We start from the raw sequence: 25,844 nt of genomic DNA, 5'->3' as shown, positions 1-25,844 counted from the left end.
GTGCGCACAAGACGGCAGGCTGAAAGGCCCGCCGTTTGCCCGCGATTCAGCGGATGTCGGACAAAGTTCGACGAATTCCAGCGGTGGCTTGCAGTCGAGTCGAGGGATGCTCCGCACCCCGCAGGCTTTCCCGACATGCAGCCGTTTTGAATGATCCGCGGGATTCGTGGCGCATGGCCTCGCTTACTCGGGAGCGCTGAAACAACGGGGGTGGCAGGAGACGTCATGAGTCGCGGCCTGGCCCTGGTAGGCACCTCGGGCTGGCAGTACGACCATTGGAAGGGGCTTTTCTACCCCTCCACGCTGCCCAAGGCCCAGTGGTTCTTTTATTACGCGGCGCGCTTCGCCACGGTGGAGGTCAACAACACCTTCTACCGACTTCCGACCGCCGAGACCTTCGAGCGTTGGCGGGGGCAGGCTCCGTCAAAATTTGTCTATGCCCTCAAGTACAGCCGCTTCGCCACGCATCAGAAGCGGCTCCTGGAGCCTGACAAGCACCTGGAGCCGTTCCTGTCGCGTGCACGCCTGCTTGGAGATCTTCTAGGACCAGTGCTTGTGCAACTCCCGCCCACCATGCGCCCGAATTTGCCCAGGCTGGAGGCCTTTCTGTCCGCAGCTCCATCGGACCTGCGCTGGGCTGTGGAGTTTCGCAACACGGACTGGCTCTCGTCCGATACCCTGGCCATTCTGCGCCGCCATGGCGCGGCCCTGGTGGTGCATGACAAGATTCCAGGCCATGCGGACGAAGCCACGGCTGATTTCGTCTACTACCGCTTCCACGGAGGCAGCTTCGACGGCGGGTACGATCCCGGCACTCTGGCGGACGGCGCCAAGCGCATGGCCGCCCACACGGCCGCCGGTCGGGACGTGTACGCTTATTTCAACAACGATCAAGGAGGGCATGCGGTGCACGACGCCCGCGCTCTCCTGCGCCTGCTTGCCGAGTTGAACGTCAAGACCGGCGGCGTGGCCGTCAAAGCGCACGGCCTGGCCGCAACGGAGGACGTATGGCCCACTCTGTCCGCGCGTTCCACCCCTCGGGTTCGAGGGTAACGCTCCAGTACCTCCTGCATTTCCCGTCAGGGGCTCTGGAAGGAGGCTGGCCCCTGGCGTTTTTCCTGCACGGCGCGGGCGAGCGTGGGGACGACCCGCGGCTGCTGTTGCGCCAGGGGCTTCCTCGCCATGCCGAAGCCCATGCAAAGGATTTGCCCTTTCTGCTCGTCTCGCCTCAATGCCCGGAGTGGTCTTCCTGGCAGCAGCACCTGGGCCATGTGGAAGAGCTGCTGGAGGCGGTCATGGCCGAGCATCCAGTGGATCCCGACAGGATCTATCTCACGGGTATCAGCATGGGCGGATTCGGGGCTTGGTTCCTGGGCACCGAACGGCCGGAGCGCTTCGCCGCCGTGGTGCCCATCTGCGGTTATGGGCCGGAAGCCCTGGGGTTTCCGGAGCGGGTCTGCGCCCTGCGGCAGGTGCCCGTGTGGGCCTTTCATGGGGCGAAAGACACCGTCGTCCCGGCCGAGGAATCCTGCAAGCTCGTGGATGCCTTGCGGCTTTGCGGCGGAGACGTGCGCCTTACGATCTATCCCGATGTCGGACACGACTCCTGGACCCAGACCTATGACGACCCGGAGCTGTACGACTGGATGCTGGCCCAGCGCAAAAGCAGGGCCGTGGAGGGCGAGCCCAAGCAGTCGCGTATGTTGTGATGCGGCCTCGCTGCTTCGCACGGTACACTGCCGCCGCTATATGAATCATACGCATCGAGCCAGCCGGTTCTTCCGGCTGGCTCGAAATACGGGGTCCAGGGCGTTGTTACGCTTGGCAGGGTGGGGTCTGGGGAGGGGCAGCGCCCCTTCCCAGCTCTTGCTTTAGCTTTAGTAATTCCGCCAGCAGTACTCGGCGTGCTCCGCGTCGTGCCTCGTGACGAGCGCCACGGCCACGGCCAGGAGCAGGGAGAAGGGCAGGGCCACGATGTTCGGGTCCAGCCACTGCAGCAGGAAGACCCAGGAGCCCTTGGTTGCGTCGGCGACCAGGGTGGCCTTGCCGAACAGGATCTGGCACAGGCCGATGACCTTGGCCTCGGCTTCATGGACGAACAGCAGCCAGAACATGGAGAAGCCGAAGCCGCCCAGCATGGAGGCCACGGCCGCCGTGCGGCTCATGCGCTTCCAGTAGAGGCCAAGGAAGTAGACCGGCAGAAACGTCGCGGCGCACAGGCCGAAGAAGAAAGCCGTGGCCTTGGCGATGACCGACTCGGGCAGGAACAGCGCCCACACCAGGCCCATGGCGATGGTCACCACGACGCCCCACTGGGTGCCCTTGATGGACTCCTGCTTGCCGAGCCCAAGGCCCTTTTCCAGCAGGTCGCGGCCAAGGGAAGTGCCGCCCGCGTGGTACTGGGAGGACAGGGTGGACATGGCCGCGGCGAGCATGGCCATGAGGAAGAGCGTGGAGAACCAGGCCGGCATGATGGTCTCGATGTAGGTCGGTATGACCACGTCCACATTGCCGCCGGCCACGGCGATGGCGAGCTTGCCGGTCGTCTGGTGGAAGATCACGTTGGACAACGCACCCACTACGAAGGCCACGCCGGTCATGAGCAGGATGAACACGCCGCCGTAGAGCACGGCCCGGTTGAGCTGGCGGTCCGAGGATACGGTCATGTAGCGCACGGCCAACTGGGGCTGGGCCAGTACGCCAACGCCCACGCCGAAGACGATCGTCGTGTAGATGGTCAGCCATAGCGGAGTGCCAAAGCGCGTGCCCTGGGTCCAGCCTTCCAGCCCGCCCGCGCGTAGTTTCTCGGGCATGAGCGCGGCCATGTCCGTCAGGGCCTGGTGGGCCGGGACGACGCCGCCCAGCAGGGAGTAGGTGTGGGCCACCAGGATGAGCATCATGACGACCATGATGCCGCCCTGGAAGGCGTCGGTGTACATGACCGCCTTCATGCCGCCCGTGACCACGTACACGGCCAGAATGAGCGTGAAGCCGATGAGCGCGGCCGCGTAGGGGATGCCGAGCGAGACCTCGATCATGCGCGAGATGCCGATGAGCACGGCCGCGGCGTAGACCGGGATGAACAGGAAGATGACCAGCCCGGCGAAGCCCTGGATGAAGCGGCTCTTGAAGCGCCGGCCCAGGAGCTCGGGGAAGGTGTGACTGTCCAGGGCCACGCCCATGCGCCGCGTGCGCCGGCCGAAGAAGACCATGGCGATGAAGATGCCCACGAAAATGTTGGCGAAGGTCAGCCACAGCAGCGGAAAGCCGAACAGCGAGGCCACGCCGCCGAAGCCCACGATGGCCGAGGTGGAGATGAACGTGGCCCCGTAGGACATGGCCATGATGAACGGGTTCATGCGCCGTCCGGCCAGCATGTAGTCCGCGGCCTCGCGCGTGTGCTTCCAGCCCACGTAGCCGAGGTAAAAAACCACGCCCAAATAGATGAGGGCGATGACGAGCTTCACGGTCATGTCGAAACCGTCCTGAGGTGAAGGGGTGCTGGACGAAAAGGGCCCGGGGGCCGGAGGCAATGGAACGCAGGAGGGGCGGCGGAGAGCGGATGGGCGCTAGGCGCTCTTCTCGCTGTCCGCCTTGGGTAGGACGAACTTCTTGAGCTTGACCTTGTCCGGCTCGCCGCGCTTGTTCCAGTTAAGCACGCCGAAAGCGACGCACAGGGTCGTTGCCGCCAGGCAGGCCCAATACGCCAAGGCCACTTCGAGGCTGCCGAATCCGAGCATTGAATCCCCCCGGAATGGAGTTGCGGAGTACATGCGTGTGAACAGCTTGCTCTTTGCCTTGATTGTGCGGAATATGTCAAACTCCTTTTTTCGCTGAACATTCGCCGCCGACAGCGTCAAGGCAAGCAATGATCACCGCGCATCCGGAAGTATCCCGAAAAAGTTCTTTCTTGATGTCCTAAAAGCGAAATAAAGCCGGCATTTTTATATGCGAATCAAATCACTCGCGATCAAGAAACGCGACATGGCGCACTGGACATGTCTACTAAATGACGCAGAACGGCCTGCGCATTCCTAGGGGACAGACTTGCACTGTGTATTAAACGTGACGGCTGGCGGCGCAGTCGATCACGGGCGCAGACGGGCATGTCGTCATGAATTGCGCGGCTGCCGTGAGCACATTACGTAGTGAATACGTAGTCGGCCGGATTGATGTCGAACCTGGCGGGATCGAGACATTCGATAATGGCGGGGGTGGTGTAATCGGAAAGATCCAACTCCTTGGGAGTTATCTTGCGCATGGCATTGTCGAAGAAGAGCTTGACCTTGGGCCGTAGCGGGCTGTTGTCCACGGTTTCGACGACGAAGCCGCGCAGGCCGTTGTCCAGCCGCACGAAGCTGCCCAGGGGATAGATGCCCAGGCACTTGATGAAGCGGTCCAGGTGCCCTGCCTCGAAATCCTCGCCGCGCAGGCCGAACATGAGCGAAAGCGCCTTGTTCGGGATCATGCCCAGCTTGTAGCAGCGCCGGCTGGTAAGCGCGTCATATACGTCGACCATGCCGATGATCCTGGGGAACAGGCCCAATTGGCTGCCGGTCAGGCCGTTGGGATACCCTTTGCCGTTGTGCCGCTCGTGATGGTGCAGCACACCGTCCAGGATCTCGCGGGACAGGTCTCCGATCCTGAACAGCATGGCCCTGCCTTTGGCCGGGTGAGTCTTCATTATCTCGAATTCATCGTGCGTGAGCTTGCCCGGCTTGTTCAATATCTGCTCGGGCACGGCGGTCTTGCCGACGTCGTGGAACATGCCGGCCAAGCCCAGCTCGCGCAATTGTTCCCGCGGCAAGCTCAGGCATTTGCCATAGACCACGGCCAAAACCGACACGTTGAGGGAATGCGTATAGGTGTATTCGTCGAAGGATCTGAGCTTGCACAGGCCGAGCATGGCTTGGCTGTTGCGGCTGACGCTGTCCACGACGCCTTCCACAATGGCTCCGGAGGCGATCACGTCGATCTGCTTGCCCAGCCGTATGTCGCGCGTGAACTCCCGCACGAAGCGGAGCATTTCACCAAGGGCCTTTTCGGCCTTGGGCAGTTCATCGGATAAAGAAGTCTGGTTTTGTCCGGACATGCCGCAGGCCGCGGAAGTCCCGATGGTCGGGAATGTATGTGAACTGTCTTCGGATTGCCCAACGGAGGCGTGCAGGCGCACCATGGTCCTGTCCATGTCGATGATGACTTCTTGATAACCGTCGGCTTTGATGGCTCGGATTTCAGCTTCGGAGGTGATGAGTCCTTCGACGGAATACAGGTTGGGATCATCACTCCGCGACAGACCGGTGTTGACGACGTACATGCCTATTTGCAAGTCATGAACCGGAACCTTCAGATACATGAGTCTTCCACCTGCAGATGCCGACAACGCAGCAGCATCTTGCCAAAGAATTCTAATCGGCTTTCAAGCATGCCGAATGGAAATTATGAAATTGAACGATGTATTTGCTGTAAATCAAAAGGCGGATTCATGCAACAGGATGAAGTTGCGTTCAATTGTAAGCATTTCGTATTACGTATTTGTATCAGGAACAATTCTGGCATGAGAGTGCATGGTTAGTTTTGGCATGGACCTCGAACGCGCTGCTGGTGTAGCCTGGAAGCCAATCCCGTTCGCCAAGGCCGGCGGCGGGTAAGCCGGGCGGCGAAGCCGCCCGCGAGCGCGGAGGCAGCCATGCAGGAGCGGGATAGGCAAAGGGAGAAGCAGCGTGCGCAGGCCGAGGCTCAACAGGCCGAAATGGGCATCAAGGGCAGTGGCAGCGTGGACAATCCTGTTAGCCCCGATTACCGCGGCGAGATGGCCGTGCCTGGATCCGACGCCAAGCCCATGGGCTACGGCGACATGAGCGCCGAGGAATTGCGCAGGCGGCTGCCGGACGTGACGGTGCTCGATCTGAGCAAGACGCGTGCTTCGCCCGAGGAGATGAAGATCGCCGGCGCGCTCATTAAGGACCCGGATCGAGTGGATTGGGCCAATGACTTGCCCAAAGGCAGAGTCTACGTGTTGTATGACGAATCCCCGGATCAGATCATAAGCAGCAGAGTGGCGGATCGCCTCATCGGCGCGGGCCATGATCAGGTTTTTGTGCTTCAGGGCGGGATACATCAATGGAAAAAGTCAGGGCTGCCATTGGAGCCTAGGAGCACGACGGCCGTAAGCGGCCAGTCTCCGTCTCGATCCGATACCTCGCACTAGGCGCATCTCCGAGAGGGCTTGCCCAGAGAGGGCGGACTCGAACTCCGGCAGCGCGATAGGAAGGCGCTGCCAAGCGCCAAGGAGCTTATGTCATATTGGAAACGAGCGACGACACGTTCCCTGCTCGTCGCGCTCATGGCCGCGCTTCTGGCTGCTGTATGGGGCTGCCAATCGACCTACTATGCAGCCATGGAGAAGGTCGGCGTGCCCAAACGCGACATTCTCGTGGATCGGGTCGAATCCGCCCGTGACAGTCAGAAGCAGGCCCAGGAGCAGTTCGCCTCGGCTCTGGATCGTTTCGATCAAGTGCTGGGGTTTGAAGGCGGCGAGTTGGAGGACAAATATAACGCCCTGCAGGCAGAGTTGGACGCCAGCGAAGCCAAGGCCGAGGCCGTGCGCGAACGTGTGGACTTGGTGGAGGACGTGGCCGAGGCCTTGTTGGACGAGTGGGAGGATGAGCTGAGCGAGTACACCGACAGGACCTTGCGCGCCCGGAGCAAGGCCCGTCTGGCCGAAACGCGCAAACGCTACGCTCAACTGATGACCGCCATGCGCGTCGCCGAAAAGCGCATGGACCCGGTGCTGGCCACCTTCAACGACCAGGTGCTCTACCTCAAGCACAACCTCAACGCCCGGGCCGTGGCTTCGCTCAAGGGCGAGTTGACCGAGGTGGAGACCGACGTGCGGGCCTTGTTGCGGGCCATGGATAAATCGATTCGCGAGGCTGATGTCTTTCTGGCGGCCATGGAACGCCAGGAAGCTCGGGAGTGATATCCGTCCGGAGCTTCAGTTCACGCTTCCGCTCAGGGCGTCCAGGAAGTCGACTGCATCCAACACGGTCACGCCGATGTCCTCCAACTCCGCCGCACCCTGCTCGTGCATGCCTACGATGCCGTCGCGCACGGCCACGATGCGGAAGTCGCGCTCGCTGGCCTCGAAGATGGTGGCCAGCACGCAACGCTGGAAGAAAGCACCGGTGATGATGAGCGTGTTCACGCCCCTGTCACGCAGAAAATCCTCCAGGGCCGTTTTGTAGAAGGCGCCCCAGCGGGGTTTGTACACGGCGAACTCGTTGGATGAGAATTGCTGGAGCTTGCCTTCCTGCAGCCCATTGAAGTCCAGGCCCGTCGAGGGGCGTATCTCGCGGACAAGCTCGGCGCCGGTCGTGCGCGGCAGGACGATGCGTGCGCCCTCCTCCAAGGCCTTGCGGCGGCACAAATCCACGTTGGAGCCGTCGGGCAGGTAGATCCTGACCACGTGCACCATGGGCAGGCCGCGCTTGCGGAAGGCGGACACCAGCAAGCTGACCCGTTCCAGCACCGGTTGGCAACCAGACATGGTCAGGCACGCCTTGGGACCGGCGAAGTCGTTCTGCAGGTCGATGGTCAAGAGCGCGCTGCGGGTGAAGTCGGGCTGGGTGTATTTGTCGAGCATGCCTCCTCCTGTCCATCTCCAGGCCGCACCGTATATGGCGGGTCTTGTCCCGCCACGTTCGGGGCCCACCAATGCAAAGGGTGTCCCGGCTCCGAGGCCGGAACCGCGTGGATCAGGCTTTATCCCGCTTGAGGATTTCCCGTAGGCGCTCGCGCAGCCGCTGCTGGCCGTCAGGCTGCCCTTTGAGCTTTCCTAAGTCTTCCCATAGGCCGTAAGGCAGGACGCTTTCGTCGTACGTGATGTGCAGCGTCCTGCTGAGAAGCTTGAGCTTCGTATCGTGTATGCCAGGTATGCTCTGGGCCAGGTTCGTCATATCCGCATGCAAGGCGCTCTTGAGCGTTGCGGCCCCGACCTTGAGCACGACGAGCCCCGGCTCGTGCCGCACCATGGACGCATTGGGCGCGAGGTTCACGAGGTCGTCTATGGCGCGATCCACATCGATGGCCACGGTTCCCCCTGTGCGTTTTTTCAGTATGCCCCTTGGGCGAAACACCCAATCGACGCCCGGCAGGCGTTTGCGAAAACAAATAACACCTTGCCGGTAAAATGGACCGGAAGCAAGGCATCACGTTTCTGTCGCGGCCGGTTCAAGTCGCTCGGCGGAAGGCGGCAGGGCCTGCCCCGGACTACTCGTAGTTGGTCGTGCAGTAGCGCCCGCACCAATCCAGACCGCTTTCATAGGTCTGGACGCAGCCGAAATCGATCATGGTGAGTCGGTAGGCGTCGCGCACCTGCGAGCAGGCGGCCTGGCATTCAGCCCGCGAGGCGAACTGCCGGCTCACTGCCTCGCGCAGATGCATGCAGTAGCCTTTTTGTTTGCTGCAATAGTCGCTGGTCGGACTGGCCGTCATGCAGAAGCCGAACATCTCCGAGGCCGAAATGGGCGCTCTGGGCGCACAGCCAACCAGCAGGGCTGCTAGAAGAAGCGCGAGGAGCAGGGCTTTTGATAACATATCGCCTCCCGTTGGCCCGCATGGGCCGCCGTTGCCGCCGTCGGCCCGAAGGATAGGAGAGAAGCCGAGGCAATAGTAACATATTGAAGACGATATTAAATGGCTTTTGCGTTCCATGACTGCATTCAGCGCGATATCCCACCAACGCATCCAGTGTGGTGCGGTTATGCGTATCGATTGGTTGATCAAACGGCAAGGAAGAGTTTTTTGATGTACAGATTGGCTGATCAATCCGTAAGTGTGTGATTATTTACCCAAAAAGACTTTCTTATTGTTTTGGGAAGGTGAATGCCCTAAAGGCAGATTGAATCATTTAGCACTGTTCCATCTATATGCCCGCTTTCTCGTCTTTCATGTCTTTCGGAGTGCTTCCGAGTCCATAGGGGACCCGGTTCATTGCTTTGGGAGGTATGTATGTACAGTCGAGGGAAGTTGTTGGGTTTGTTCCTAGGGCCGGCGCTCTTCGCCCTGATTCTATTGTTGCCCACTCCGGAGGGCATGCCGGTGGCCGCGCAGCGCTGCGCCGCCGTTACGGTGCTCATGGCGACCTGGTGGATCACCGAATGCATCCCCATCCCCGCCACTTCGCTCCTGCCCATTGTCCTTTTTCCGTTTCTGGCGATCATGCCCAGCTCCAAGGCCACGCTGCCCTATGCAAACCATCTGATATATCTTTTCATGGGCGGCTTCTTCATCGCCGTGACCATGGAGCGCTGGAACCTGCACCGGCGCATCGCCATGCACACCATCCGTATCATGGGCACAAGCCCCTCGCGCATTATCCTCGGCTTCATGGTCGCCACGGCCTTCCTATCCATGTGGGTGTCCAACACCGCCACGACCATGATGATGGTGCCCATCGGCCTGGCGATCATCAAGTCGACCATGTCGCTTGACCGGGAGATCGACGCTAGCGAATTGCGCAATAACCGTTTCGCCACGGCGCTCATGCTCGGCATCGCCTACGCGGCTTCCATCGGCGGAGTGGGCACCATTATAGGCACGCCCCCCAACACGGTCATGGTCGCCCAGCTCGACAAGCTCTACGGCCACACCATCAGCTTCGCGGGTTGGATGGCCCTGGGCGTTCCTCTTTCGATCATCTTCCTCATCCTGACCTGGATCGTGCTCACCAAAATCGTGTTCCCCATCAAGGGCGACATCCTGCAGGGCCGTGGGCAGGAGGTCATCAGGACAGAGATCGCCAAGCTCGGGGCCATGAAGAAGGAAGAGAAGATCATCGTCCTGGTGGGCTCCATCGTGGCCACGACCTGGATCGTCATGGGCTTCTTCGCCAAGACCGCCCTCTTCAAGAACGTGTCCGACGCCTCCATCGGCATCGCCGGCGCGCTGCTCTTCTTCATCATCCCGTCGAATCTCAAGGAAGGCCGCTTCATGCTCGACTGGAAGACGGCGGTGAAGATTCCCTGGGACGTCATCCTGCTCTTCGGCGGCGGTTTGGCCCTGGCCGACGGCTTCCAGAACACGGGCCTGGCCGCCTGGCTGGCCGGGCTGCTCGTGGCCCTCAAGGGCGTGCCGCTTATCGTGGCCATCCTGGCCGTGACCTTGCTGGTCATCTTCCTGACCGAGATCACCTCCAATACCGCGGTAGCCACGCTAATGATCCCCATCATGGCCGCAACCGCCATCGCCTTGGGTGTGCATCCCTACGCGACCATCGTGCCCGCTTGCATCGCAGCGTCCTATGCCTTCATGCTGCCCGTGGCCACGCCGCCAAACGCGGTTATCTTCGGCTCGGGAGCGGTGACCATAGGCCAGATGGCCAGGACCGGCTTCATCCTGAACATCGTCGGCACGTTCCTGATCACCGGCTTCGTATACTATGTCATGGCCTGGATCTTCGGTCTTGAGCTGACCGTCATTCCAGAGTGGGCCATGGCCCAGGTTCCGCCTGCCCAGTAGCGGCCCAGCGGAGACCATCCGTTTAAAATTCAAGGCGAGGCCCGTCCGGAGATTCCGGGCGGGTCTTGCGCTTTTAGGCGGCAGTGCGCAGCGGGCCTCGGTTCAGGACAGAGGCTGGGAAAAGGCTTCAACGAAGCTAATGCCCGGCCTTGGCTGCAGTGAACAGGTAATCGCTGCCCTTGGCCTGCTCATGGCACTTGATGCAGTCGCTCACTTTCCCAGCTGCTTCGACTTTGCCGTCAGGCATCCACTTGATCCAGAACCAATCGCCGGACTGCGGGGCGAAACCCTGCTTCTTGTACATGGCCGTGACAGCCATGAGCTTCTTGTCGGGCGAGTAGTTTTCCTTGACGATCATGGCTCCGTCGGGGAGCCCTTGGGCCTGCTTATGGTCCTTGAGGGTCTTGGCGGCAATCTCGTTCACGTATGACGTGAGCAGCGCGCCATGGGGCTGCGTGCCCGGATAGAGCTTGTCCTTGCCAGGCCACAGGCTCCACTGTTGATAGGGACTCGTCTTCGTCATGTACGTGTACACGGCCTGGGCCTCGGCTCTAGGCAGGGTAGAGGCCTCCTGCGCGGCGGATCCCAGGATTGGGGCCGCCAACACGGCCAAGCCGGCCAACAGCATAAAGCACTTTCCTCGCATGACGTCCTCCTTGTCTTTCCGTTAACACGAGCGCGCTTCGGCGCCCGAGCTTGAATCTCCCAATCTTATGGGCGGAACGAGTCGCGAGCGTCAATGAGTGAGCCTTGACCAAGTGCCTGGCCATGCGGCTCATCCCGCCAGGGGAACGCCGCATCTGACGGGCGAGGTGCGCTGAAGAGCGCACTTCGGCATCGTCCAGCGATCGTCCTACCCGCTGGCCGCTGCCCGGTGATACTCCCGGCCCGAGTAGCCGATGGAACGCAGGCTGTCCTGGATGACGCTGGCCGAGTCGCGCAGCCTTTCGATCTCCTCGTCCGCCAGCTTGGCCGTAACCTCGGCCTCGATGCCGTTCTGGCCAACGACGCTCGGCAATGACAGGCATACGTCGGAGATGCCGTAATAGTCGCGCACCAGGGCCGAAACCGTGAGCACGCTGTGCTGGTTTTTGAGGATGGCCTCGATGATGCGCGTCACGGCCAGGCCGATGCCCCAGTAGGTGGCCTCCTTGCGCTCGATGATGTGGTAGGCGGCGGTGCGCACTTCGTCGGCCATCTTCCTGCGGAACTCTGGTCCAACATCCATGCCGCGCAAACGGCCGTACTCGTCGACAGGCACACCGGCGATGTTGGCCCGGCTCCACAGTGGCACTTCGCTGTCGCCGTGTTCGCCCACGATGTAGGCGTGCACGTTGCGCGTATCCACCTCGAAGTGGCGGCCAAGGGAATAGCTGAAGCGCGCGGTATCGAGCACCGTGCCCGAGCCGATGACACGCGAGGCGGGCAGGCCCGATTCCTTGAGAGCCACGTATGTCAGCACGTCCACTGGGTTTGTGACCACGATGAAAATGGGCGATGGGCTGCGCGAGAGCACCTCGGGTATTATCTTTTTGGTGATCTCGGCATTCTTGCGCACAAGATCCAGGCGCGTTTCGCCCTCTTTCTGGGCCGCGCCGGCCGTGAGCACCACCACGTCGGCATTATCGCACATTTCGTAGCCGCCGCCGGCCACGCGGGTGGGCGAGACGTAGGACAGACCATGGGACAGGTCCATGGCTTCGGCCTGGGCTCGCTCGGGCGTGCGGTTGGCCAGGGTGATCTCGCGGGCCGGGCCCTTGATGAGCAGGGCGTAGGCCAGGGCCGTACCGACCCGGCCGGCGCCGACTATGGCGACCTTCTGTTGTTTGCGAACAGGCATGGCGTTCTCCTCGCTGCGCTTGGCCTCTAGAGAGGCGTTACCGGAAGGACGGCCAGGCCGCCCATGACCGTGGTCGATAAACGTAGCATGGGTAGATATGGATGGCACGCCGCGAGCGGCCATTGCCGTCCGGTCTGCACTTGGCGCTGCCTGCCCGCGAGCCGGCGAGGCATTTGACGAACGGGAAGCCAGACGACAAGGGGCCGGCCGGTTGCTCACCGGCCGGCCCGAATGCCGTGTATCAAACGGACTTCAGAATGAGCCCGCGGGCTTAGCTGGTGGTTTCTTCACCATCGTCAGTCTGTCCACCGCCGGTCTGGTCACCACCGGTCTGTCCACCGTTCATCCCGCTATCAGTGGTGATGCAGAAGCCCTGGTCTTCACCGAGGATAGGCTCGCAAAGGGCCTGCTCCAGGTAGGTGTTCAGATCCTGGGATTCGATCTCGGTGATGGTCTGCTGTTTGATGGTCTGGTACTGCTGGCCGAGCTGGGTGGCCTGCTGGTCATCAAGCGCCGCCATGCCTTCGCTGTAGCCGTAAAGGACTTCGCGCTTGAAGTGGCTCGTGACGTTGTCTTCGAGGACCCTGAACTTGGACAGCCAAATCCCCGAATCCATGGTCGTGTTGCGCAGCTCCCACAGCTGCAGGTTGGCCACATGGAGATCAATAGCGAGCTGCATGCCCAGGTCACTCAGGCTGCCCATGGTGTCCATGGTGCCATTGGTTTGATTGTCAGCCAGAGTCTGATACAGGGTCTGCTCCGCTGCGGCGCCATGGGCGAGCAGGGCTGTGGTCAATTCATCAAATAATGCCTGCGTATCAGTAGCTTGCTGTCCTCCGCCCATTTGGTCCTGCTCGGCAACCATAGTTTCAAGGCGGTTGAAGAGAATGGCTACATCTCTGTGGTCATTACCGATATTGTAGAAAAGCGAGTTCTCCGGATTTTGCGCGGTACCCTGCTGGTTCTGACCCTGGGCAAAGGCCACGCCGGCCGTAAGCAGGGCGATAAACAGGGCAATAAGGCTAACGCTGAATTTCTTCCTGGTCATGGTCCTTTCCTCCTGTTTTGTGGTTACCTGGCCAAACATTTTGTCATGGCGGTCCCTGGCCGATCGCCTCAATTGGTGTCCTTGGATGGCGCGCGGTTTGTCGGGAGCTTCGGCCCCCTCAAGAACGATGTGCGCCTCAAGAACGTTGTGCGAAGGGCGTCGCGCCTTGGTCAGGCGTTCGCTGAAAGTGATGGCGAGTGTCGGGCTAGAGCTGGAGGAGGAAGAGTATCAGTCCGGCTGAGGATGTGAGTTGATGCGTGCCGGGTCCAGTGTCAGGTTGAGCTTCTCCATGCGATGTGCGTCAGGATCCACTGGCTTCGCGGTAGGGCGGAACCCCGGTTCGAGTCGGCGCGTCCGCGGGTGGCCGCATTGCGCTGCTCGGGACCGTGGGCCGGCCAGGCTGTAAGCCATGCCGCGGTTGCCGCTGGGATCAGGTTAGAGTGTTTGTCCGTGGGGCTCCTTTTTTGTTGCGGTTGCCAACAGGGATGTCCATGAAAGCGAGTGAACCACTTGTGGGCTTGGCCCGCCATTATAAATCATGCTCCATTTTCACATCCCCACGGCCCATCCCTTGAACCATCCCATGACCCCGGCGCGTTCCGATGGCCTTTGTCCCACTAAGACATACCGGGATATCCAAGGCTTGGCCGCTTTTGGGCTGCCTGCTTTGTGTGGCGTCATGCGCTTCTGCCCGTCCTTCGCCGCCCAGCGGTTAGCCAGGTCGGAAGGCAACGCAGCACAAGCCAGCAAGTGGCCCACGGGCCTTTGATCCTGTAGCCGGAATGGGCCAAAGCCCAGGACGCGCGGGATCATGTCGTATCGGGTGGCGTGTGGGCGGGCGTGGATGTATGGGCTTGGCGGGTTCGGATCGATGGAAGACGGTCAGCGGACAGCGCGCAGTGGGAGGAGATTAAGGCGGGCTTCTAAGTTGCGGGAATTCGGGACTCGCAGCCAAGCTGTAAGCTTAAACGAACTCAGGCCGCATGAGGCGACGCAGGCGTTGGCTCAGGTAAGTCGGTGGGCTTTTACGTGAGCCGCTTGATCCCAACGCCTGGTCGAAGCCGCGTCAGACGACTTTGGCCCCGCTCAGCACCAGCACGAGCCTGCGGTAAATCTCCATGTCGAAATGGTCGGCCATCTGATCACGCATGATGGACAGGGCTTCGAAAGGCGTGACGGCCGGGGCGTAGGCGCGGTCCGAAGTCAGGGCGTCATATACGTCGCAGACCGTCACCACGCGCACGGCCAAGGGAATGGCCTCGCCGACGAGCCCCGCGGGGTAGCCGCCGCCGTCGAAGCGCTCATGATGAAAAAGGATGCAGTTGATGGTGTCGCCAGCCAAAGGCAGGTTCGAGCAGATGGCCGCGCCATGCATGGGATGTTGGCGCATGCCGGCCCATTCCGCGTCCGTGAGCTTACCCGGCTTGTCCAGCACGGCTTTGTCGATGCGCGTCTTGCCGATATCGTGCAGCAGGGCGCCAAGGCCGTTGCGAACCAGGGCTTCCTCGTCCATGCCGCTCATGGTGCTGTAGATGGCCGTGGCGTAAATGAATACGTGCAGGCAATGGGCGTAGGTCTTGTACGTGTGCGTGATCAGACGGGAGACATCCCGCAACGAATCGCTCTTGGACAGGAAGCGCACGCTGGAGCGCACCAGCTTTTGTACCCGATCGTAGATGGGGCCGCCGGCGTTCGTGGGCAGGCGATGCTCGAAGAATTCCTCCACGATGCCCGAGGACAAGCTGTGGAAGGTCTCGGCGCGCTGTTCGCTCGGTATGGTCTCATTGTCCAGGAAGGCGTCCAGGTGTTCTTCGAGGTAGCTCTCGTAGGCCTCTTTCTGCTCGCTGAGCACGTAAACCGAGCGTACGCCCATATCGAAGAGCTTCTGCCGGTGGGTATCCTGGAGGCGGTCTTCCTCGCGCGTATAGAGCACGTACTTGCCGTTCTGGCGCAGGTAGACCCGGAATGTGGCCTGAATGCCTGAAAAAAGCAGAAATGGGGATACGGGAAAGAAGAGCGGCTTGGGTTCCTTGGCGGAAGGGGCTCTGTTCGGCGCGTACAACACGTGGATTCCTCGTCTAGTATGAAAGCACTCACCGCAAGGTTAGCAATTGAATGGTGGCCAGCCCTTCCAGTTCCTCGGCCAGGTGCAGAGCGGAAAACACATCCCGCCCTCGGCATGTCAAACCGTGGCCGTGCATGAATACGGCCTTGCGCTCGACCAAGGCCGCGGCCACGGCCTGGGCCAATTCCTGGCTGCCGGGATTCAGGGCCGGAACGAAAGCCAATTCGCGTCGATACGCCGAGGCCTCGTAAAGCGGCAGGGCCAACAGCCGGTCCTCGCTGACCATCAGGCTCAGGGCCAGCAGATTGCGCGGGTGCAGGTGCACAATGGCCAGGGCTCCGGGCACTGCGCGGTATACGGCCAGATGCATGGGCGTTTCGCTGGAGCACGGCCCGCCCTGGAGTGTCGTTCCGTCGGCGATGCGCACGTGAACGATGTCGGCCTGGGTCAAGCGGCCTTTGGCGCAACCCGAGGCCGTGATGAGCATGGTTTTGTCGCGCCGCAGGCTCAGGTTGCCGTTGAAGCCGCTGACCAAGCCCCTGGCCCAGGCCCGCTCGCCAGCCTCGCGCAGGATCGCGGCATCGGCTTCGGGCAAGCTCGGTGCGTCGGGTAGGGCGGGTCTGCCCTCGGCGTCGAGCACGGGCTTGATGTCCACCACGGGCGTGCCGTCGATGGCTTCCAGGGGCGCGACGGTCAGGCGCGAGCCGTCAAGGGCCAGCACGCGCACGCGATGCATGCCGACAGGGTTGGGCCTGTGGGGCGAGCGCAAGCTGAACACGCCGGCTATGGGCTTGGAGGTGTCGCCGCGCGGATGGCTCTGGAGCGCGTCCCGTCGGGCCTTGTGCAGCCAGGTGAACAGCAGCAGATCCTGTCCGGGCCGCACGCCGTCCAAGCCGGCCGTGAACTCCGGCTCCAACTCCACGCAGGCCTGTACGCCGCCCTCGAAGCCCTGTTTGGGCGCGTCGGTCCTGCGCTGTAGGGAGGAGCGGACATATCCGATGATGGTCAGGCTCTCTTCAGGCATCACATCACTTCCTTGCTTCGGTGCCCGCGCGGCGTCATGTCATACCTATGGTTGCTTGCATAAGTGCTCGGAAGAACTCAACGCGAATCTTTGTCCGGGTAAAGACCGCCGTGTCCCCAAAAGACCTAAGATATCCACCGCGATTCATTGCCGAGTCGCCCTAGCCGGTAAAGTGGTCAAACCCCGCGATCTGCGCCGGTCTGCCGGCCAGGAACAGGCCGGGCCTCTCAACCACGCGACCGATGACGCGCGCGTCCGGCACGGCTCGGGTCAGTTCTCCGGATGCCTCGGGCGCCGCCACGCCCAGCAGGGCGTAGTCCTCTCCTCCCGCCAGGGCGAAGAGCAGCGGGTCTTCCGAAAGACGCGTCGCGTAATCCACGACTTCGGGATCGATATCCACGGCTTGCGGATCAAGGTCCGCGCCCAGGCCGCATGGCAGGAAGCGAGGCAGGTCCATGGCCAGCCCGTCGGATACGTCCATAAGCCCGCGCACGAAGTCCAGCTTTCCTAGATGCATGGCCTGTTCCACATGCAGCACAGGCTGGAGATGGGCGCTCGTGGCGCGCGGCAGATCGCGACAGGCCTGCCGCCCTGCGTTTTCCAGGGCCATGAGCCCGGCCCTGGCCAGCCCGACCTCGCCCATGAGAAATAGATGGTCTCCCGGTCTGGCAGTTTGGCGGGACAGGAAGCGTCCGTCTTCCACGGCCTCGCCCCAAACGGTCAGGGCCAAGCCGATGTTCTGTCCGCGGCTCAGGTCGCCACCAACCAGCGGCAGGTTTAAGGAATCGGCCAGGCCGGCCATGCCGGCGAACAATCCCTCCCACCATTCCTGGGGCACGTCGGAAGGGCCGAAGAGCTGCAGGCAGAAACCCAAAGGGCGCGCGCCCATGGCCGAGATGTCGCTCACGTTCACGGCCAGGGCCTTGTAGCCGACGTCTTCGGGCAGGAAATAGGAGCGCCGGAAGTGCACGTTCTCCAGGAACAGATCCGCGGACATGCATATCTGGCCGGGACAACGCAACACGGCGCAGTCGTCTCCACGGCCAAGGAGTACGTGCTCGGGCCGGACAAGGCCTGCCTGCCGACCTGTGGGCGGCCCGGAAGGCGGGAAGTAGCAGTCGATAAGTGCGAGGAAATCCTGTTCAGAGCGTAGGGCCACCAATCCTCCGGCATGCATTTTCAGCAGATGGTCGAAAGGTGCGGCAAGCTTGCCTGGCCCGCATAGCCCATTAGGAATGGGTTGTCAGGCTTGTGTGACTTCGTCCTGCACCAGCCCCAGGCCCTTGGCCACGGCCTCTAGCCGCTTGAGCACCTCGGGGTCGAAGGCGCCCTGCATATCCTCGTTCATCACGCGCAGGGCCTCGGCCCCGGATACGGCCTTGCCGTAGGCGCGGTCGCAGGTCAAGGCGTCGAAGGCGTCGCAGGCGCTGACCACGCGCACGTACATGGGTATGAGCTCGCCCTGCATTCCATAGGCGTAGCCGCGGCCGTCCATGCGTTCATGGTGGAACATGATGCATTTGGCCGCTTCGTGGGGGATCGGCACGGCCACGCACTGGGCCATGCCGTAGAACGGGTGCTTGCGCATCTCCACCCACTCATCGTCCGTGAGCTTTTCGCCCTTGGCCAGGATGTCGCGGGATATCTTGCTCTTGCCGATATCGTGCAGAATGGCGCCCAGGCCGCATTTGACCAGCGTGCCCTCGGCAACCTTGAAGGTCTTGAGCACGCTCATGGAGTACCAGAAGACCTGCACGCAGTGCGACCAGACCGCGTAATTATGCGAGATGTACGCCGACAGTTTCTTGAAAGCGCCGGGCTTGTCCAGGTAACGCACCGATGCGGTAACCAGGTCCACCAAGCGCTTGAAAGTCGGGGCATTGAGACGGTCCGGCAGACGGAACTCGAAGACGTTCTTCATGACGAACTGCGCGGTGGAGTAGAGCAAATCGGCGCGGTCTTCCAAGGGCAGCGCGTCCATCTCCAGGATGGCCGCGAGGTTCTGCTCAACGTGCTTGTCGAAGAGGTACTTCTGCTCGGAGTTGACGAAAACCTTGGTGATGCCCTGCTTGTGCAGCATCTCCCGGTGCTTGTCCGTGAAGTGATCCTGCTCCTTGGTATAGAGCACGTACTGCTCGCCCTGCCTGAGATAGACCCGGAACTCGGTGCGTGTATCGGAAAAGAGCAGCAGCGGCGTAACCGGAAAGTACCGGTAGCTTGCGGCGGCAGTCGGAGCTTTGGCGGCCGGTTCGGCTCGGCGTGCCGGCCCCCTGGCTCGGGCTTCACTACGCGAGGATCGTCTCATTCCGGTTCCTGAAAATCCTGTTGGAGCTAGCTCTTTCCCCCTGGCGACCCGGGACTGTGCTGCATGGCCCAGGCCTTGGCCAAGCGCAAAGCATTGGCGACGGCAAGGCTTTGGCCGCGAGCATTGCTGCACGATCAGCGTCCGTGGAATGCCCACATGATGGCGGCTTCTGCGCGTTACGTGAAAAAGCCAAGCGCATGACGGCGCAAACATGCCTGCATACTGCTGACGTCATTCCGCGGCCTTAGCATGCGGCGAAGCCCGGAAACATGCCGGTCGAGCGTATTCCGATGCCATGCACATTCCGCGCCCTTCCATATCCCAACGGTAAAGGGCGACAGGAGGCCGTGAGGAAAGGGTACAGCTCTCTAGATTTCGTAGTCGAGTACCCGACGCTCGGTGACGATCTGCTTGATGAAGGCCACACAGGCCTGGTGCTCCGGGTGCACCTGGTAGGCGTCCAGGTCGGCGCGCGAATCGAACTCGGAATACAGCGCAACATCGCAGGCCGGGCTGGCCGCAAAGATTTCCGTGGCCACCTCGATCTTGCGTAGCGTGGGTATCTTGCCCTGCAGGTCTTCCAGCATCTGCTTCATGCGCAGGGCCGCCTCGGCCTTGGTGCCGTACTGGGTCTCGTCCTTGAGCATCCACATCACGATATGCTTGACCATTGCTTTGCTCCGGTATGTGTTTTGGATGACTCACTTTGCCTTGCGAGGTCGAGCCGGTCAAGGGCGTAGGAATCTGACAGTACGTACGTTATAAACCGTGGATAAATTCGCATAATTCGTATAATGCGGCTTTGACTTGACTATGTGCCGCAATGTGCGTACTTATGGCCGCATGGAGCTGCGGCAAAAACTGTCCATCCTGGCCGATGCGGCAAAATACGACGCTTCGTGTGCATCCAGCGGCGCATCACCGCGTGCGTCTTCCGGTTCGAGCGGCCTGGGTGCAACGGCTCCGCTGGGTGTATGCCACAGCTTTACGCCCGACGGGCGCTGCATCTCCCTGCTCAAGGTCCTGCTCACCAACCACTGCGTCTATGACTGCAGCTACTGCGTCAACCGCGCTTCCAACGACACGCCGCGCACCGCCTTTACCCCGAACGAGCTGGCCGGGCTGACCATCGAGTTCTATCGCCGCAACTACATCGAGGGACTGTTCCTCAGCTCCGGCATCTCCGGCAGCCCGGACGCCACCATGGAGCGCATGCTGCGCGTGGTGCGGTCTTTGCGGAGGGAGCACGGATTCTACGGCTACATCCATCTGAAGGTAATCGCCGGCTGTGATCCGCGACTGGTGGCCCTGGCCGGGCTGTACGCCGACCGCCTGTCGGCCAACGTGGAGCTGCCCACCGAGGACGGCCTGCGTCGATTGGCTCCCGATAAGAGCCTGGCGCCCGTGCACGCGGCCATGGGCCGCATGGCCGAGGCCATCGCCGAATCCAGGGCCGAGCCGCGTGCTCCGCGCTTCGCTCCCGGCGGCCAGGGCACGCAGATGATTGTTGGCGCGGACCGCGGCGACGACGCAACCATCCTGCGCGCCAGCGACGGGCTGTACCAGTCCTATGGGCTCAAGCGCGTCTATTACTCGGCCTTCATGCCCGTGGTCCCGGACTCCTGGCTGCCCTCCGGCCCGCCGCCGCTGGTGCGCGAGCACCGGCTCTACCAGGCCGACTGGCTCATGCGCTTCTACGGTTTCGGCGTGGAGGAAATCTTGACCGGCGCGCGCGAAGGCATGCTCGACCCGCACCTGGACCCCAAGCTGGCTTGGGCTCTGGCCCATCGCGAACGTTTCCCCGTGGACGTGAATCGCGCCGGCCGCGCCGAGTTGCTGCGCGTACCTGGTCTGGGCGTGCGTAGCGTGGAGCGCATCCTGGATGCGCGCCGCCAACGCAGCTTGCGCAGCAGCGACATGTCCCGCCTGCGTGTGCCCCTGAGCCGTGTGCTGCCGTTCGTCTGCCTGGCTGACCATCTTCCGCGTGACCTGGATGATCCAGGCCTGCGCCGGCGCTTCCTGCCCCCGCCGGTGCAGCTGTCCTTGTTCGACCAGTCGGAGAGGAGCGAGTATGCGTAGCATCATCCTGGCCCATGAGACCGATTTCGAGGGCTGGCGCGCCCATGCCCGATCCCTGCGGGCCGCGGCCATTCCGCCGGACTTCGTCGAGTGGGGCCTGGGCGAACCGGAGCAGGGTCTGCTGTCCACGGAACAGCCGGCTCCGCCCAAGCCCAGGCCTGGTCACAAGGAGATTCGCGTTCCACGGGCCTTTCTCGATCTCGCCCGGCTGACCATCCTGCACAGCGATCCGCGCCGCTTCGGCCTGCTGTATGGGCTGCTGTGGCGCATTACCCGCGACCAACCCGGCCTGCTTCTCGACCTGTCGGATCCAGTGATGCGCCTGGCCCGCGACATGGCCAGGGCTGTGTTCCGGGATATGCACCGCATGCAGGGCTTCACGCGCTTCCGCCAAGTGGTTCAGGGCAGGGGGCAGGGCGATGGCCAGAACGATGGCCGGAGCGATGAGCAGAACAGCCTGAATCAGGTCTACCTGGCCTGGTACGAGCCTGAGCACCATATCGTGGAGGACGTGGCGCCGTTCTTCGCCCGCCGGTTCGGCCAGACGCCCTGGGCCATCCTTACGCCCCGGCGCAGCGTGTGGTCCGACACTCAAGGCCTGCGTTTCGGGCCGGGCACGTGCAAGCCCCCGGAGACGCCTGACGGACTTGAGGACCTCTGGCGCGCTTATTACTCGGCGGCCTTCATCCCCGCGCGCAGCAATCCCGAACTTTTGGGTTCGCTCATGCCCGCCAAGTACCGGCGCAACCTGCCCGAGGCGCGCGAGATTCCCCGGCTGCTGGACCAAGCCAAAAAAATGGGCGCCTGAGACGCGGCTGCGGGCCGGCAGCGTTTGCCTGGCGCGCGGGTGCTTGATTTTGGCTGGCCGGGATTGCGCTTAACCGCGCGAGTTGGTCGGCGTCGCATAGATTTTTGCCAGATTTGTCAGTTTGCCATTCACCGAAAGAAATTGACCGCTTATGGAATTGGACTGGCGTGAAGGCAGTCCGGGGGTAAATATTATCGATATGTTTCAGCTATCAGGAAGCTTGATAGGTTGTCCGCCTAGCCATGGAAACGGTTGCCGGAGGTTGACAGGCAAGCGGACACATCTATAGGTAAATGATAAATAAAGTTGAAAGTTCATCCAGCGCGCCTGCAAGGTCTCCAATGTAGATATCCCGTACCAGCAGACGTCAATTAAGCCGTTTCATAGCAATGTCATAGGTAAGCGAGGTTTAGTATGCTGCCAGCGCTACTCTTCATCTGTATCGTCGTGCCGATTTTGGCCGCCGGTGCATGTTTCGTGGTGCGCGCGCAGGCTGTCCGGAGCGCGACAGTGCTGACCACTGGCGCGCTGCTGACGGTCGGATCGGTGCTGCTCGCCGCACAAGGCGCATTCTCCTTCGACCCGGGCACGCTGGGAGGCCTTGGCTGGGGCACGCTCATCTCGGTGCTCGACTTCCTGCTGCTCGCGGTCATCCTCTTTTACGGCTTCAGGCTAAAGAGCCGGCTGGTGCAGATCCTGGCGCTTCTGCAGATCGCGCCGCTTGCCTGGTTCGAGCTGTTCGCGCTCGACCACGGCGCGGCGGTCTTGCCCCTGCACGGCGACGGCCTGTCGCTGCTCATGGTGCTGGTCATCTCCATCGTGGGCTCGCTGATCTGCATCTTCGCCATCCCCTACATGAAGAAGCACGAGGAGCACCTGCACCTGGCCAAGTCACGCCAGCCCAGGTTCTTCTTCTTCCTCGTGCTGTTCCTGGGAGCCATGAACGGCCTTGTGCTGGCCAACAACCTCCTGTGGCTGTACTTCTTCTTCGAGGTAACCACGCTATGTTCGTTCATGCTCATCGGCCATGACGGCACCGAAGAGGCCGTGAGGAACGCGACGCGCGCCCTGTGGATGAACTCCCTTGGCGGCGTGGCCTTCGTGTTCGGCATGATTCTTCTGTACTCGCGCACAGGCACCCTGGATCTGCAAGCCCTGCTCATGGCCGGGCCGCTGGCCGGCGCGGTGCTTCTGCCTGTCGCGCTCATCTGTCTGGCCGGCTTCACCAAAGCCGCGCAGGTGCCCTTCCAGAGCTGGCTCCTGGGGGCCATGGTCGCGCCCACGCCGGTTTCGGCGCTGCTGCATTCCTCGACCATGGTCAAGGCTGGCGTTTACCTGGTTCTGCGCCTCTCGCCACTGTACGCCGGGAGCTTCCTCGGCACGTCCATCGCCTTGTTCGGCGGATTCTCTTTTCTGGCCACCGCCGCCTTGGCCCTGGGACAGTCCAATGGCAAGAAGATCCTGGCCTACTCGACCATCGGCAACCTGGGCCTGATCATCGCCTGCGCCGGCCTGGGCACGCCCGCAGCCATGAGCGCGGCGATCCTGCTTATCCTCTTCCACGCCGTGTCCAAGGGCCTGCTCTTCCTGTGCGTGGGCACCATCGAGCAGGGCATCGGCTCGCGCGACATCGAGGACATGCGCGGGCTGTACAAGGTCATGCCGCGCACGGCGATCATCACCGTGCTTGGCGTGGCGACCATGCTCCTGCCGCCGTTCGGCGTGCTGCTCTCCAAGTGGCTGGCCATCGAGGCCGCTGCGCACAACGCGCCCCTGGTGGTCATGCTGGCTCTGGCCAGCGCCCTGTCCGTGGTCTACTGGGGCCGCTGGGCCGGCATGCTCATGAGCGCGCCCTTCAGCCGCGAGGTCAAGCCCGAGCCCTTGTCGGCTCTGACGCTTCGGCCGTTGCAGATCCTGGTCGGCGGCGCGATCGTGCTGGCCCTGTTCATCCCCTGGATCTACGATAGCTTCGCCCTGCCCATGCTCGGCGAGTCGGTCTTCAGCGTGCACTACGGAGTGCTGACCACCGGAGCCGGGGCCTTCGCGGTCTACCCGCTGTTTTTCGCCGTGCTGCTGGGCGCTCTGTTCGCCTGGTGGGCCGCGCGCAAGTCCAGGTTCGTCCCGGCCACCTCCCTGTACATGGGCGGGGCCAACGCGACCGGCAGCCTGGAGGAGCCGGCCTTCGTGGGTCCCATGAACAAGCCCGTGAAGGTCGCTTTCGGCAACTACTACCTTGAGTCCGTGTTCGGGGAAGGCAAGCTCACGCGCTGGGTCAACATCGCAGCCCTGGCGCTCTTGCTGCTCGTGATGGGAGGTGCGTTGTGATGCTGGCTCAGTACATCATGCTCGTGTTCGTCGGGCTGCTCATCGCCCCGGTGGCGGGCGGGCTCATCGCCGGGCTGGACCGCCGGGTCACGGCGCGCGTGCAGTCCCGCTTCGGCCCGCCGCTTCTGCAGCCTTTCTACGACGTGGCCAAGCTGCTGGGCAAGGAGTCCATGATAGTCAACTCCTGGCAGGTTTTTTGCGCCTACATGTACCTGCTCGGCGCGGTCCTGTCGGTCGTGCTGCTTTTCCTGCAGTCGGATCTTTTGCTCTTATTCTTCGTGCAGGCCATCGGCGCGCTGTTCCTGGTCTTCGGGGCCATGTCCGCGCCCTCGCCTTACAGCCAAGTGGGCGCGCAGCGCGAGCTAATGCAGATACTGGCCTACGAGCCGCTGCTCATCCTCGTGTTCGTGGGCATTTACCTGGCCACCGGCAGCTTCCAAATCTCGGAAATCCTGACGCATGAACAGCCGCTGCTGTTCAAGCTGCCGCTTTTGTTCATCGTATTGGGCTACGCCCTGACCATCAAGTTGCGCAAATCGCCGTTCGACTTCTCCACTTCGCACCACGCGCACCAGGAGCTGGTCAAGGGCGTGACCACGGAGTTCTCCGGGCCGTACCTGGCCATCATCGAGGTGGCCCACTGGTACGAGACCGTGCTGGTGTTGGGGCTGGTGGCCCTGTTCTGGTCGACCAGCCTGTGGGGCATGCTGGCGCTGTTGCTCGGCACCTACTTCCTGGAGATCCTCATCGACAACACCATGGCCCGCCTGACTTGGCGCTGGATGCTTTCCTACGTCTGGATCGTCGGACTCGTGCTGTCGGTGCTTAACCTCAGCTGGTTGTACGCGAGCTAATGCCATGTCCATAATCAAGGATTTCATCAATAAGTCGCGCATCAAGTCGCCGTGGATCGTGCATTTCGACTGCGGCAGCTGCAACGGCTGCGACATCGAGACCCTGGCCGTGCTGACCCCGCTCTATGACGTGGAGCGCTTCGGCATCATCAACGTGGGCAACCCCAAGCACGCGGACGTCCTGCTGGTCACGGGCACCGTGAACTACCGCAACCAGCACGTGCTGAAAACCATCTACGAGCAGATGCCGCATCCCAAGGCCGTGGTGGCCATCGGCGCCTGCGGCCTGTCCGGCGGCGTGTTTCGCGACTGCTACAACGTGGTCGGCGGCGTGGACAGGGTGATTCCGGTGGACGTGTACGTGCCCGGCTGCCCGCCCAAGCCCGAGGCCATCATCGACGGCGTGGTGCTGGGCCTGGAGAAGTTCGCGGCCAAGGCGCGCGGCGAGGACGTTTCGCGCTTCGAGACGCGCAGGCCCTTTGACAAAAAGCAGGCCGACCAGGGCGCGGTGAACGTGCAGACCACTGCCACGCAGGAGGGGTAGACATGAGCGAAAACGTAAGCGAAGCCAGGCCCGTCGGGCGCATCGAGAATATCCGCGCGGTAGCCCCGGCCGAAATTCGCGCCGAGGCCGAAAAGCGCAAGCAGGCCGGTTGGCGGCTGGTGACCCTGAGCTGCACGGAACTCGACGCGGATACGCTCGATATCATCTACCACTTCGACCAGGACCTGCGCCTGGAGCACCTGCGCGTAAGCTACCCCAAAGCGACGCTCCTGCCGTCCATCTCCGGGATCTACTTCGCGGCCCTGCTCGTGGAGAACGAGATTCAGGATCACTTCGGGGTGAGCTTCGAGGGGTTGGTGGTGGACTACGGCAAGACGCTGCTGCTCGACCAGGAGGTCCAGCGCACGCCGTTTTGCAAGTACAACGTGGCCACCAAGGTCGAAAAATAAGCCAGGCCGATAGAGCCAGGC

At 62.2% G+C, this 25,844-nt stretch carries 25 protein-coding genes; 11 read left to right on the top strand and 14 right to left on the bottom strand.

Annotation, left to right across the window (positions count from 1 at the left end):
- Window positions 1-225: 225 nt before the first annotated feature.
- Both H585_RS0101530 and H585_RS0101525 read left to right on the top strand, forming a co-directional pair.
- Window positions 226-1,053, top strand: a complete 828-nt coding sequence (locus H585_RS0101530; protein WP_027366482.1) for a DUF72 domain-containing protein — start codon at window positions 226-228, stop codon at window positions 1,051-1,053.
- Window positions 1,008-1,709, top strand: a complete 702-nt coding sequence (locus H585_RS0101525; RefSeq protein WP_027366481.1) for a carboxylesterase family protein — start codon at window positions 1,008-1,010, stop codon at window positions 1,707-1,709. The genes H585_RS0101530 and H585_RS0101525 overlap by 46 nt, the downstream gene beginning before the upstream one ends.
- Before the next feature lie 168 nt (window positions 1,710-1,877).
- Here the strand turns inward: H585_RS0101525 and H585_RS0101520 are convergent, their stop codons facing one another.
- The 3 genes from H585_RS0101520 to H585_RS0101510 all read right to left on the bottom strand — a co-directional run bounded on the left by H585_RS0101520 (window position 1,878) and on the right by H585_RS0101510 (window position 5,356).
- The gene (locus H585_RS0101520) at window positions 1,878-3,473 is read right to left on the bottom strand and encodes a sodium:solute symporter family protein (RefSeq protein ID WP_014258796.1); all 1,596 of its coding nucleotides are present in this window, start codon (window positions 3,471-3,473) and stop codon (window positions 1,878-1,880) included.
- A 96-nt stretch (window positions 3,474-3,569) separates the two neighbouring features.
- Window positions 3,570-3,740: a symporter small accessory protein gene (locus H585_RS20700; RefSeq protein ID WP_014258795.1), complete on the bottom strand. Its 171-nt coding sequence runs from the start codon at window positions 3,738-3,740 to the stop codon at window positions 3,570-3,572.
- Between the two features lie 401 nt (window positions 3,741-4,141).
- The gene (locus H585_RS0101510) at window positions 4,142-5,356 is read right to left on the bottom strand and encodes a cyclic di-GMP phosphodiesterase (protein ID WP_027366479.1); all 1,215 of its coding nucleotides are present in this window, start codon (window positions 5,354-5,356) and stop codon (window positions 4,142-4,144) included.
- A gap of 333 nt (window positions 5,357-5,689) precedes the next feature.
- On the opposite strand from H585_RS0101510, the gene H585_RS0101500 reads away from it, so the two are divergent.
- Window positions 5,690-6,211, top strand: a complete 522-nt coding sequence (locus H585_RS0101500; RefSeq protein WP_027366478.1) for a rhodanese-like domain-containing protein — start codon at window positions 5,690-5,692, stop codon at window positions 6,209-6,211.
- Window positions 6,212-6,298: 87 nt separating this feature from the next.
- A complete protein-coding gene (locus tag H585_RS0101495) occupies window positions 6,299-6,982 on the top strand; it encodes a DUF2959 domain-containing protein (RefSeq protein ID WP_027366477.1) in 684 nt (227 codons plus the stop codon).
- 15 nt (window positions 6,983-6,997) lie between these two features.
- Here the strand turns inward: H585_RS0101495 and H585_RS0101490 are convergent, their stop codons facing one another.
- The 3 genes from H585_RS0101490 to H585_RS0101480 all read right to left on the bottom strand — a co-directional run bounded on the left by H585_RS0101490 (window position 6,998) and on the right by H585_RS0101480 (window position 8,598).
- The gene (locus H585_RS0101490) at window positions 6,998-7,645 is read right to left on the bottom strand and encodes a cysteine hydrolase family protein (protein ID WP_014258791.1); all 648 of its coding nucleotides are present in this window, start codon (window positions 7,643-7,645) and stop codon (window positions 6,998-7,000) included.
- A 112-nt stretch (window positions 7,646-7,757) separates the two neighbouring features.
- Complete coding sequence (locus H585_RS0101485) at window positions 7,758-8,093, bottom strand: hypothetical protein (protein ID WP_027366476.1); 336 nt, start codon at window positions 8,091-8,093, stop codon at window positions 7,758-7,760.
- A 178-nt stretch (window positions 8,094-8,271) separates the two neighbouring features.
- Window positions 8,272-8,598 carry a hypothetical protein gene (locus H585_RS0101480; RefSeq protein WP_027366475.1) on the bottom strand — a complete coding sequence of 109 codons (327 nt, stop codon included), beginning with the start codon at window positions 8,596-8,598 and terminating at the stop codon, window positions 8,272-8,274.
- Between the two features lie 414 nt (window positions 8,599-9,012).
- On the opposite strand from H585_RS0101480, the gene H585_RS0101475 reads away from it, so the two are divergent.
- Window positions 9,013-10,521 (top strand): SLC13 family permease, encoded by a 1,509-nt coding sequence (locus tag H585_RS0101475; RefSeq protein ID WP_014258788.1) that lies wholly within the window; start codon window positions 9,013-9,015, stop codon window positions 10,519-10,521.
- A 136-nt stretch (window positions 10,522-10,657) separates the two neighbouring features.
- Here the strand turns inward: H585_RS0101475 and H585_RS0101470 are convergent, their stop codons facing one another.
- From H585_RS0101470 to H585_RS0101435, 8 genes are all read right to left on the bottom strand, one after another.
- Entirely contained in the window at window positions 10,658-11,167 is a 510-nt protein-coding gene (locus H585_RS0101470; protein WP_027366474.1) for a cytochrome P460 family protein, read from the bottom strand.
- Window positions 11,168-11,374: 207 nt separating this feature from the next.
- Window positions 11,375-12,361, bottom strand: coding sequence for an L-lactate dehydrogenase (locus H585_RS0101465; protein WP_027366473.1), 987 nt, complete (start codon window positions 12,359-12,361; stop codon window positions 11,375-11,377).
- A 271-nt stretch (window positions 12,362-12,632) separates the two neighbouring features.
- Entirely contained in the window at window positions 12,633-13,409 is a 777-nt protein-coding gene (locus tag H585_RS0101460) for a hemerythrin domain-containing protein (protein WP_027366472.1), read from the bottom strand.
- Between the two features lie 1,066 nt (window positions 13,410-14,475).
- Window positions 14,476-15,474, bottom strand: a complete 999-nt coding sequence (locus H585_RS0101455; protein WP_014258784.1) for an HD-GYP domain-containing protein — start codon at window positions 15,472-15,474, stop codon at window positions 14,476-14,478.
- A gap of 28 nt (window positions 15,475-15,502) precedes the next feature.
- A complete protein-coding gene (tsaA, locus tag H585_RS0101450; RefSeq protein ID WP_027366471.1) occupies window positions 15,503-16,498 on the bottom strand; it encodes a tRNA (N6-threonylcarbamoyladenosine(37)-N6)-methyltransferase TrmO in 996 nt (331 codons plus the stop codon).
- A gap of 160 nt (window positions 16,499-16,658) precedes the next feature.
- Complete coding sequence (gene thiL, locus H585_RS0101445; RefSeq protein WP_027366470.1) at window positions 16,659-17,657, bottom strand: thiamine-phosphate kinase; 999 nt, start codon at window positions 17,655-17,657, stop codon at window positions 16,659-16,661.
- 84 nt (window positions 17,658-17,741) lie between these two features.
- On the bottom strand, window positions 17,742-18,803 hold the full coding sequence (locus H585_RS0101440) for an HD-GYP domain-containing protein (protein ID WP_027366469.1): 1,062 nt from the start codon (window positions 18,801-18,803) through the stop codon (window positions 17,742-17,744).
- 368 nt (window positions 18,804-19,171) lie between these two features.
- Window positions 19,172-19,474, bottom strand: coding sequence for a Dabb family protein (locus H585_RS0101435; RefSeq protein ID WP_027366468.1), 303 nt, complete (start codon window positions 19,472-19,474; stop codon window positions 19,172-19,174).
- 154 nt (window positions 19,475-19,628) lie between these two features.
- Here H585_RS0101435 and H585_RS0101430 point away from each other — a divergent pair, with 154 nt between their 5' ends.
- From H585_RS0101430 to H585_RS0101405, 6 genes are all read left to right on the top strand, one after another.
- Complete coding sequence (locus tag H585_RS0101430) at window positions 19,629-20,882, top strand: putative DNA modification/repair radical SAM protein (RefSeq protein ID WP_244432450.1); 1,254 nt, start codon at window positions 19,629-19,631, stop codon at window positions 20,880-20,882.
- Window positions 20,875-21,690, top strand: a complete 816-nt coding sequence (locus H585_RS0101425; protein ID WP_027366466.1) for a TIGR03915 family putative DNA repair protein — start codon at window positions 20,875-20,877, stop codon at window positions 21,688-21,690. Before H585_RS0101430 ends, H585_RS0101425 begins: the two co-directional genes overlap by 8 nt.
- A 414-nt stretch (window positions 21,691-22,104) precedes the next feature.
- Complete coding sequence (locus H585_RS0101420; RefSeq protein ID WP_027366465.1) at window positions 22,105-24,015, top strand: NADH-quinone oxidoreductase subunit 5 family protein; 1,911 nt, start codon at window positions 22,105-22,107, stop codon at window positions 24,013-24,015.
- Window positions 24,015-24,869 (top strand): respiratory chain complex I subunit 1 family protein, encoded by an 855-nt coding sequence (locus tag H585_RS0101415; RefSeq protein ID WP_027366464.1) that lies wholly within the window; start codon window positions 24,015-24,017, stop codon window positions 24,867-24,869. Before H585_RS0101420 ends, H585_RS0101415 begins: the two co-directional genes overlap by 1 nt.
- 4 nt (window positions 24,870-24,873) lie before the next feature.
- Window positions 24,874-25,413: an NADH-quinone oxidoreductase subunit B family protein gene (locus H585_RS0101410; protein WP_027366463.1), complete on the top strand. Its 540-nt coding sequence runs from the start codon at window positions 24,874-24,876 to the stop codon at window positions 25,411-25,413.
- Between the two features lie 2 nt (window positions 25,414-25,415).
- Window positions 25,416-25,823, top strand: a complete 408-nt coding sequence (locus H585_RS0101405) for an NADH-quinone oxidoreductase subunit C (RefSeq protein ID WP_014258774.1) — start codon at window positions 25,416-25,418, stop codon at window positions 25,821-25,823.
- Window positions 25,824-25,844: the final 21 nt, after the last annotated feature.

The sequence above is a fragment of the Desulfocurvibacter africanus subsp. africanus DSM 2603 genome, from assembly GCF_000422545.1.
Lineage (GTDB): Bacteria > Desulfobacterota > Desulfovibrionia > Desulfovibrionales > Desulfovibrionaceae > Desulfocurvibacter > Desulfocurvibacter africanus.
This window is presented reverse-complemented; position numbering and strand designations above follow the sequence as displayed.

Bases quoted from the DNA above. Each gene is read 5' to 3' on its own strand.
- H585_RS0101525 (WP_027366481.1), top strand. From the start codon at position 1,008: ATGGCCCACTCTGTCCGCGCGTTCCACCCCTCGGGTTCGAGGGTAACG.
- H585_RS0101465 (WP_027366473.1), bottom strand. From the start codon at position 12,361: ATGCCTGTTCGCAAACAACAGAAGGTCGCCATAGTCGGCGCCGGCCGG.
- H585_RS0101475 (WP_014258788.1), top strand. From the start codon at position 9,013: ATGTACAGTCGAGGGAAGTTGTTGGGTTTGTTCCTAGGGCCGGCGCTC.
- tsaA (WP_027366471.1), bottom strand. From the start codon at position 16,498: ATGCCTGAAGAGAGCCTGACCATCATCGGATATGTCCGCTCCTCCCTA.
- H585_RS0101425 (WP_027366466.1), top strand. From the start codon at position 20,875: ATGCGTAGCATCATCCTGGCCCATGAGACCGATTTCGAGGGCTGGCGC.
- H585_RS0101460 (WP_027366472.1), bottom strand. From the start codon at position 13,409: ATGACCAGGAAGAAATTCAGCGTTAGCCTTATTGCCCTGTTTATCGCC.
- H585_RS0101500 (WP_027366478.1), top strand. From the start codon at position 5,690: ATGCAGGAGCGGGATAGGCAAAGGGAGAAGCAGCGTGCGCAGGCCGAG.
- H585_RS0101440 (WP_027366469.1), bottom strand. From the start codon at position 18,803: ATGAGACGATCCTCGCGTAGTGAAGCCCGAGCCAGGGGGCCGGCACGC.
- H585_RS0101410 (WP_027366463.1), top strand. From the start codon at position 24,874: ATGTCCATAATCAAGGATTTCATCAATAAGTCGCGCATCAAGTCGCCG.
- H585_RS0101420 (WP_027366465.1), top strand. From the start codon at position 22,105: ATGCTGCCAGCGCTACTCTTCATCTGTATCGTCGTGCCGATTTTGGCC.
- H585_RS0101435 (WP_027366468.1), bottom strand. From the start codon at position 19,474: ATGGTCAAGCATATCGTGATGTGGATGCTCAAGGACGAGACCCAGTAC.
- H585_RS0101480 (WP_027366475.1), bottom strand. From the start codon at position 8,598: ATGTTATCAAAAGCCCTGCTCCTCGCGCTTCTTCTAGCAGCCCTGCTG.
- H585_RS0101470 (WP_027366474.1), bottom strand. From the start codon at position 11,167: ATGCGAGGAAAGTGCTTTATGCTGTTGGCCGGCTTGGCCGTGTTGGCG.
- H585_RS0101415 (WP_027366464.1), top strand. From the start codon at position 24,015: ATGCTGGCTCAGTACATCATGCTCGTGTTCGTCGGGCTGCTCATCGCC.
- H585_RS0101405 (WP_014258774.1), top strand. From the start codon at position 25,416: ATGAGCGAAAACGTAAGCGAAGCCAGGCCCGTCGGGCGCATCGAGAAT.
- H585_RS0101490 (WP_014258791.1), bottom strand. From the start codon at position 7,645: ATGCTCGACAAATACACCCAGCCCGACTTCACCCGCAGCGCGCTCTTG.
- H585_RS0101530 (WP_027366482.1), top strand. From the start codon at position 226: ATGAGTCGCGGCCTGGCCCTGGTAGGCACCTCGGGCTGGCAGTACGAC.
- H585_RS0101520 (WP_014258796.1), bottom strand. From the start codon at position 3,473: ATGACCGTGAAGCTCGTCATCGCCCTCATCTATTTGGGCGTGGTTTTT.
- H585_RS20700 (WP_014258795.1), bottom strand. From the start codon at position 3,740: ATGCTCGGATTCGGCAGCCTCGAAGTGGCCTTGGCGTATTGGGCCTGC.
- H585_RS0101495 (WP_027366477.1), top strand. From the start codon at position 6,299: ATGTCATATTGGAAACGAGCGACGACACGTTCCCTGCTCGTCGCGCTC.
- H585_RS0101510 (WP_027366479.1), bottom strand. From the start codon at position 5,356: ATGTATCTGAAGGTTCCGGTTCATGACTTGCAAATAGGCATGTACGTC.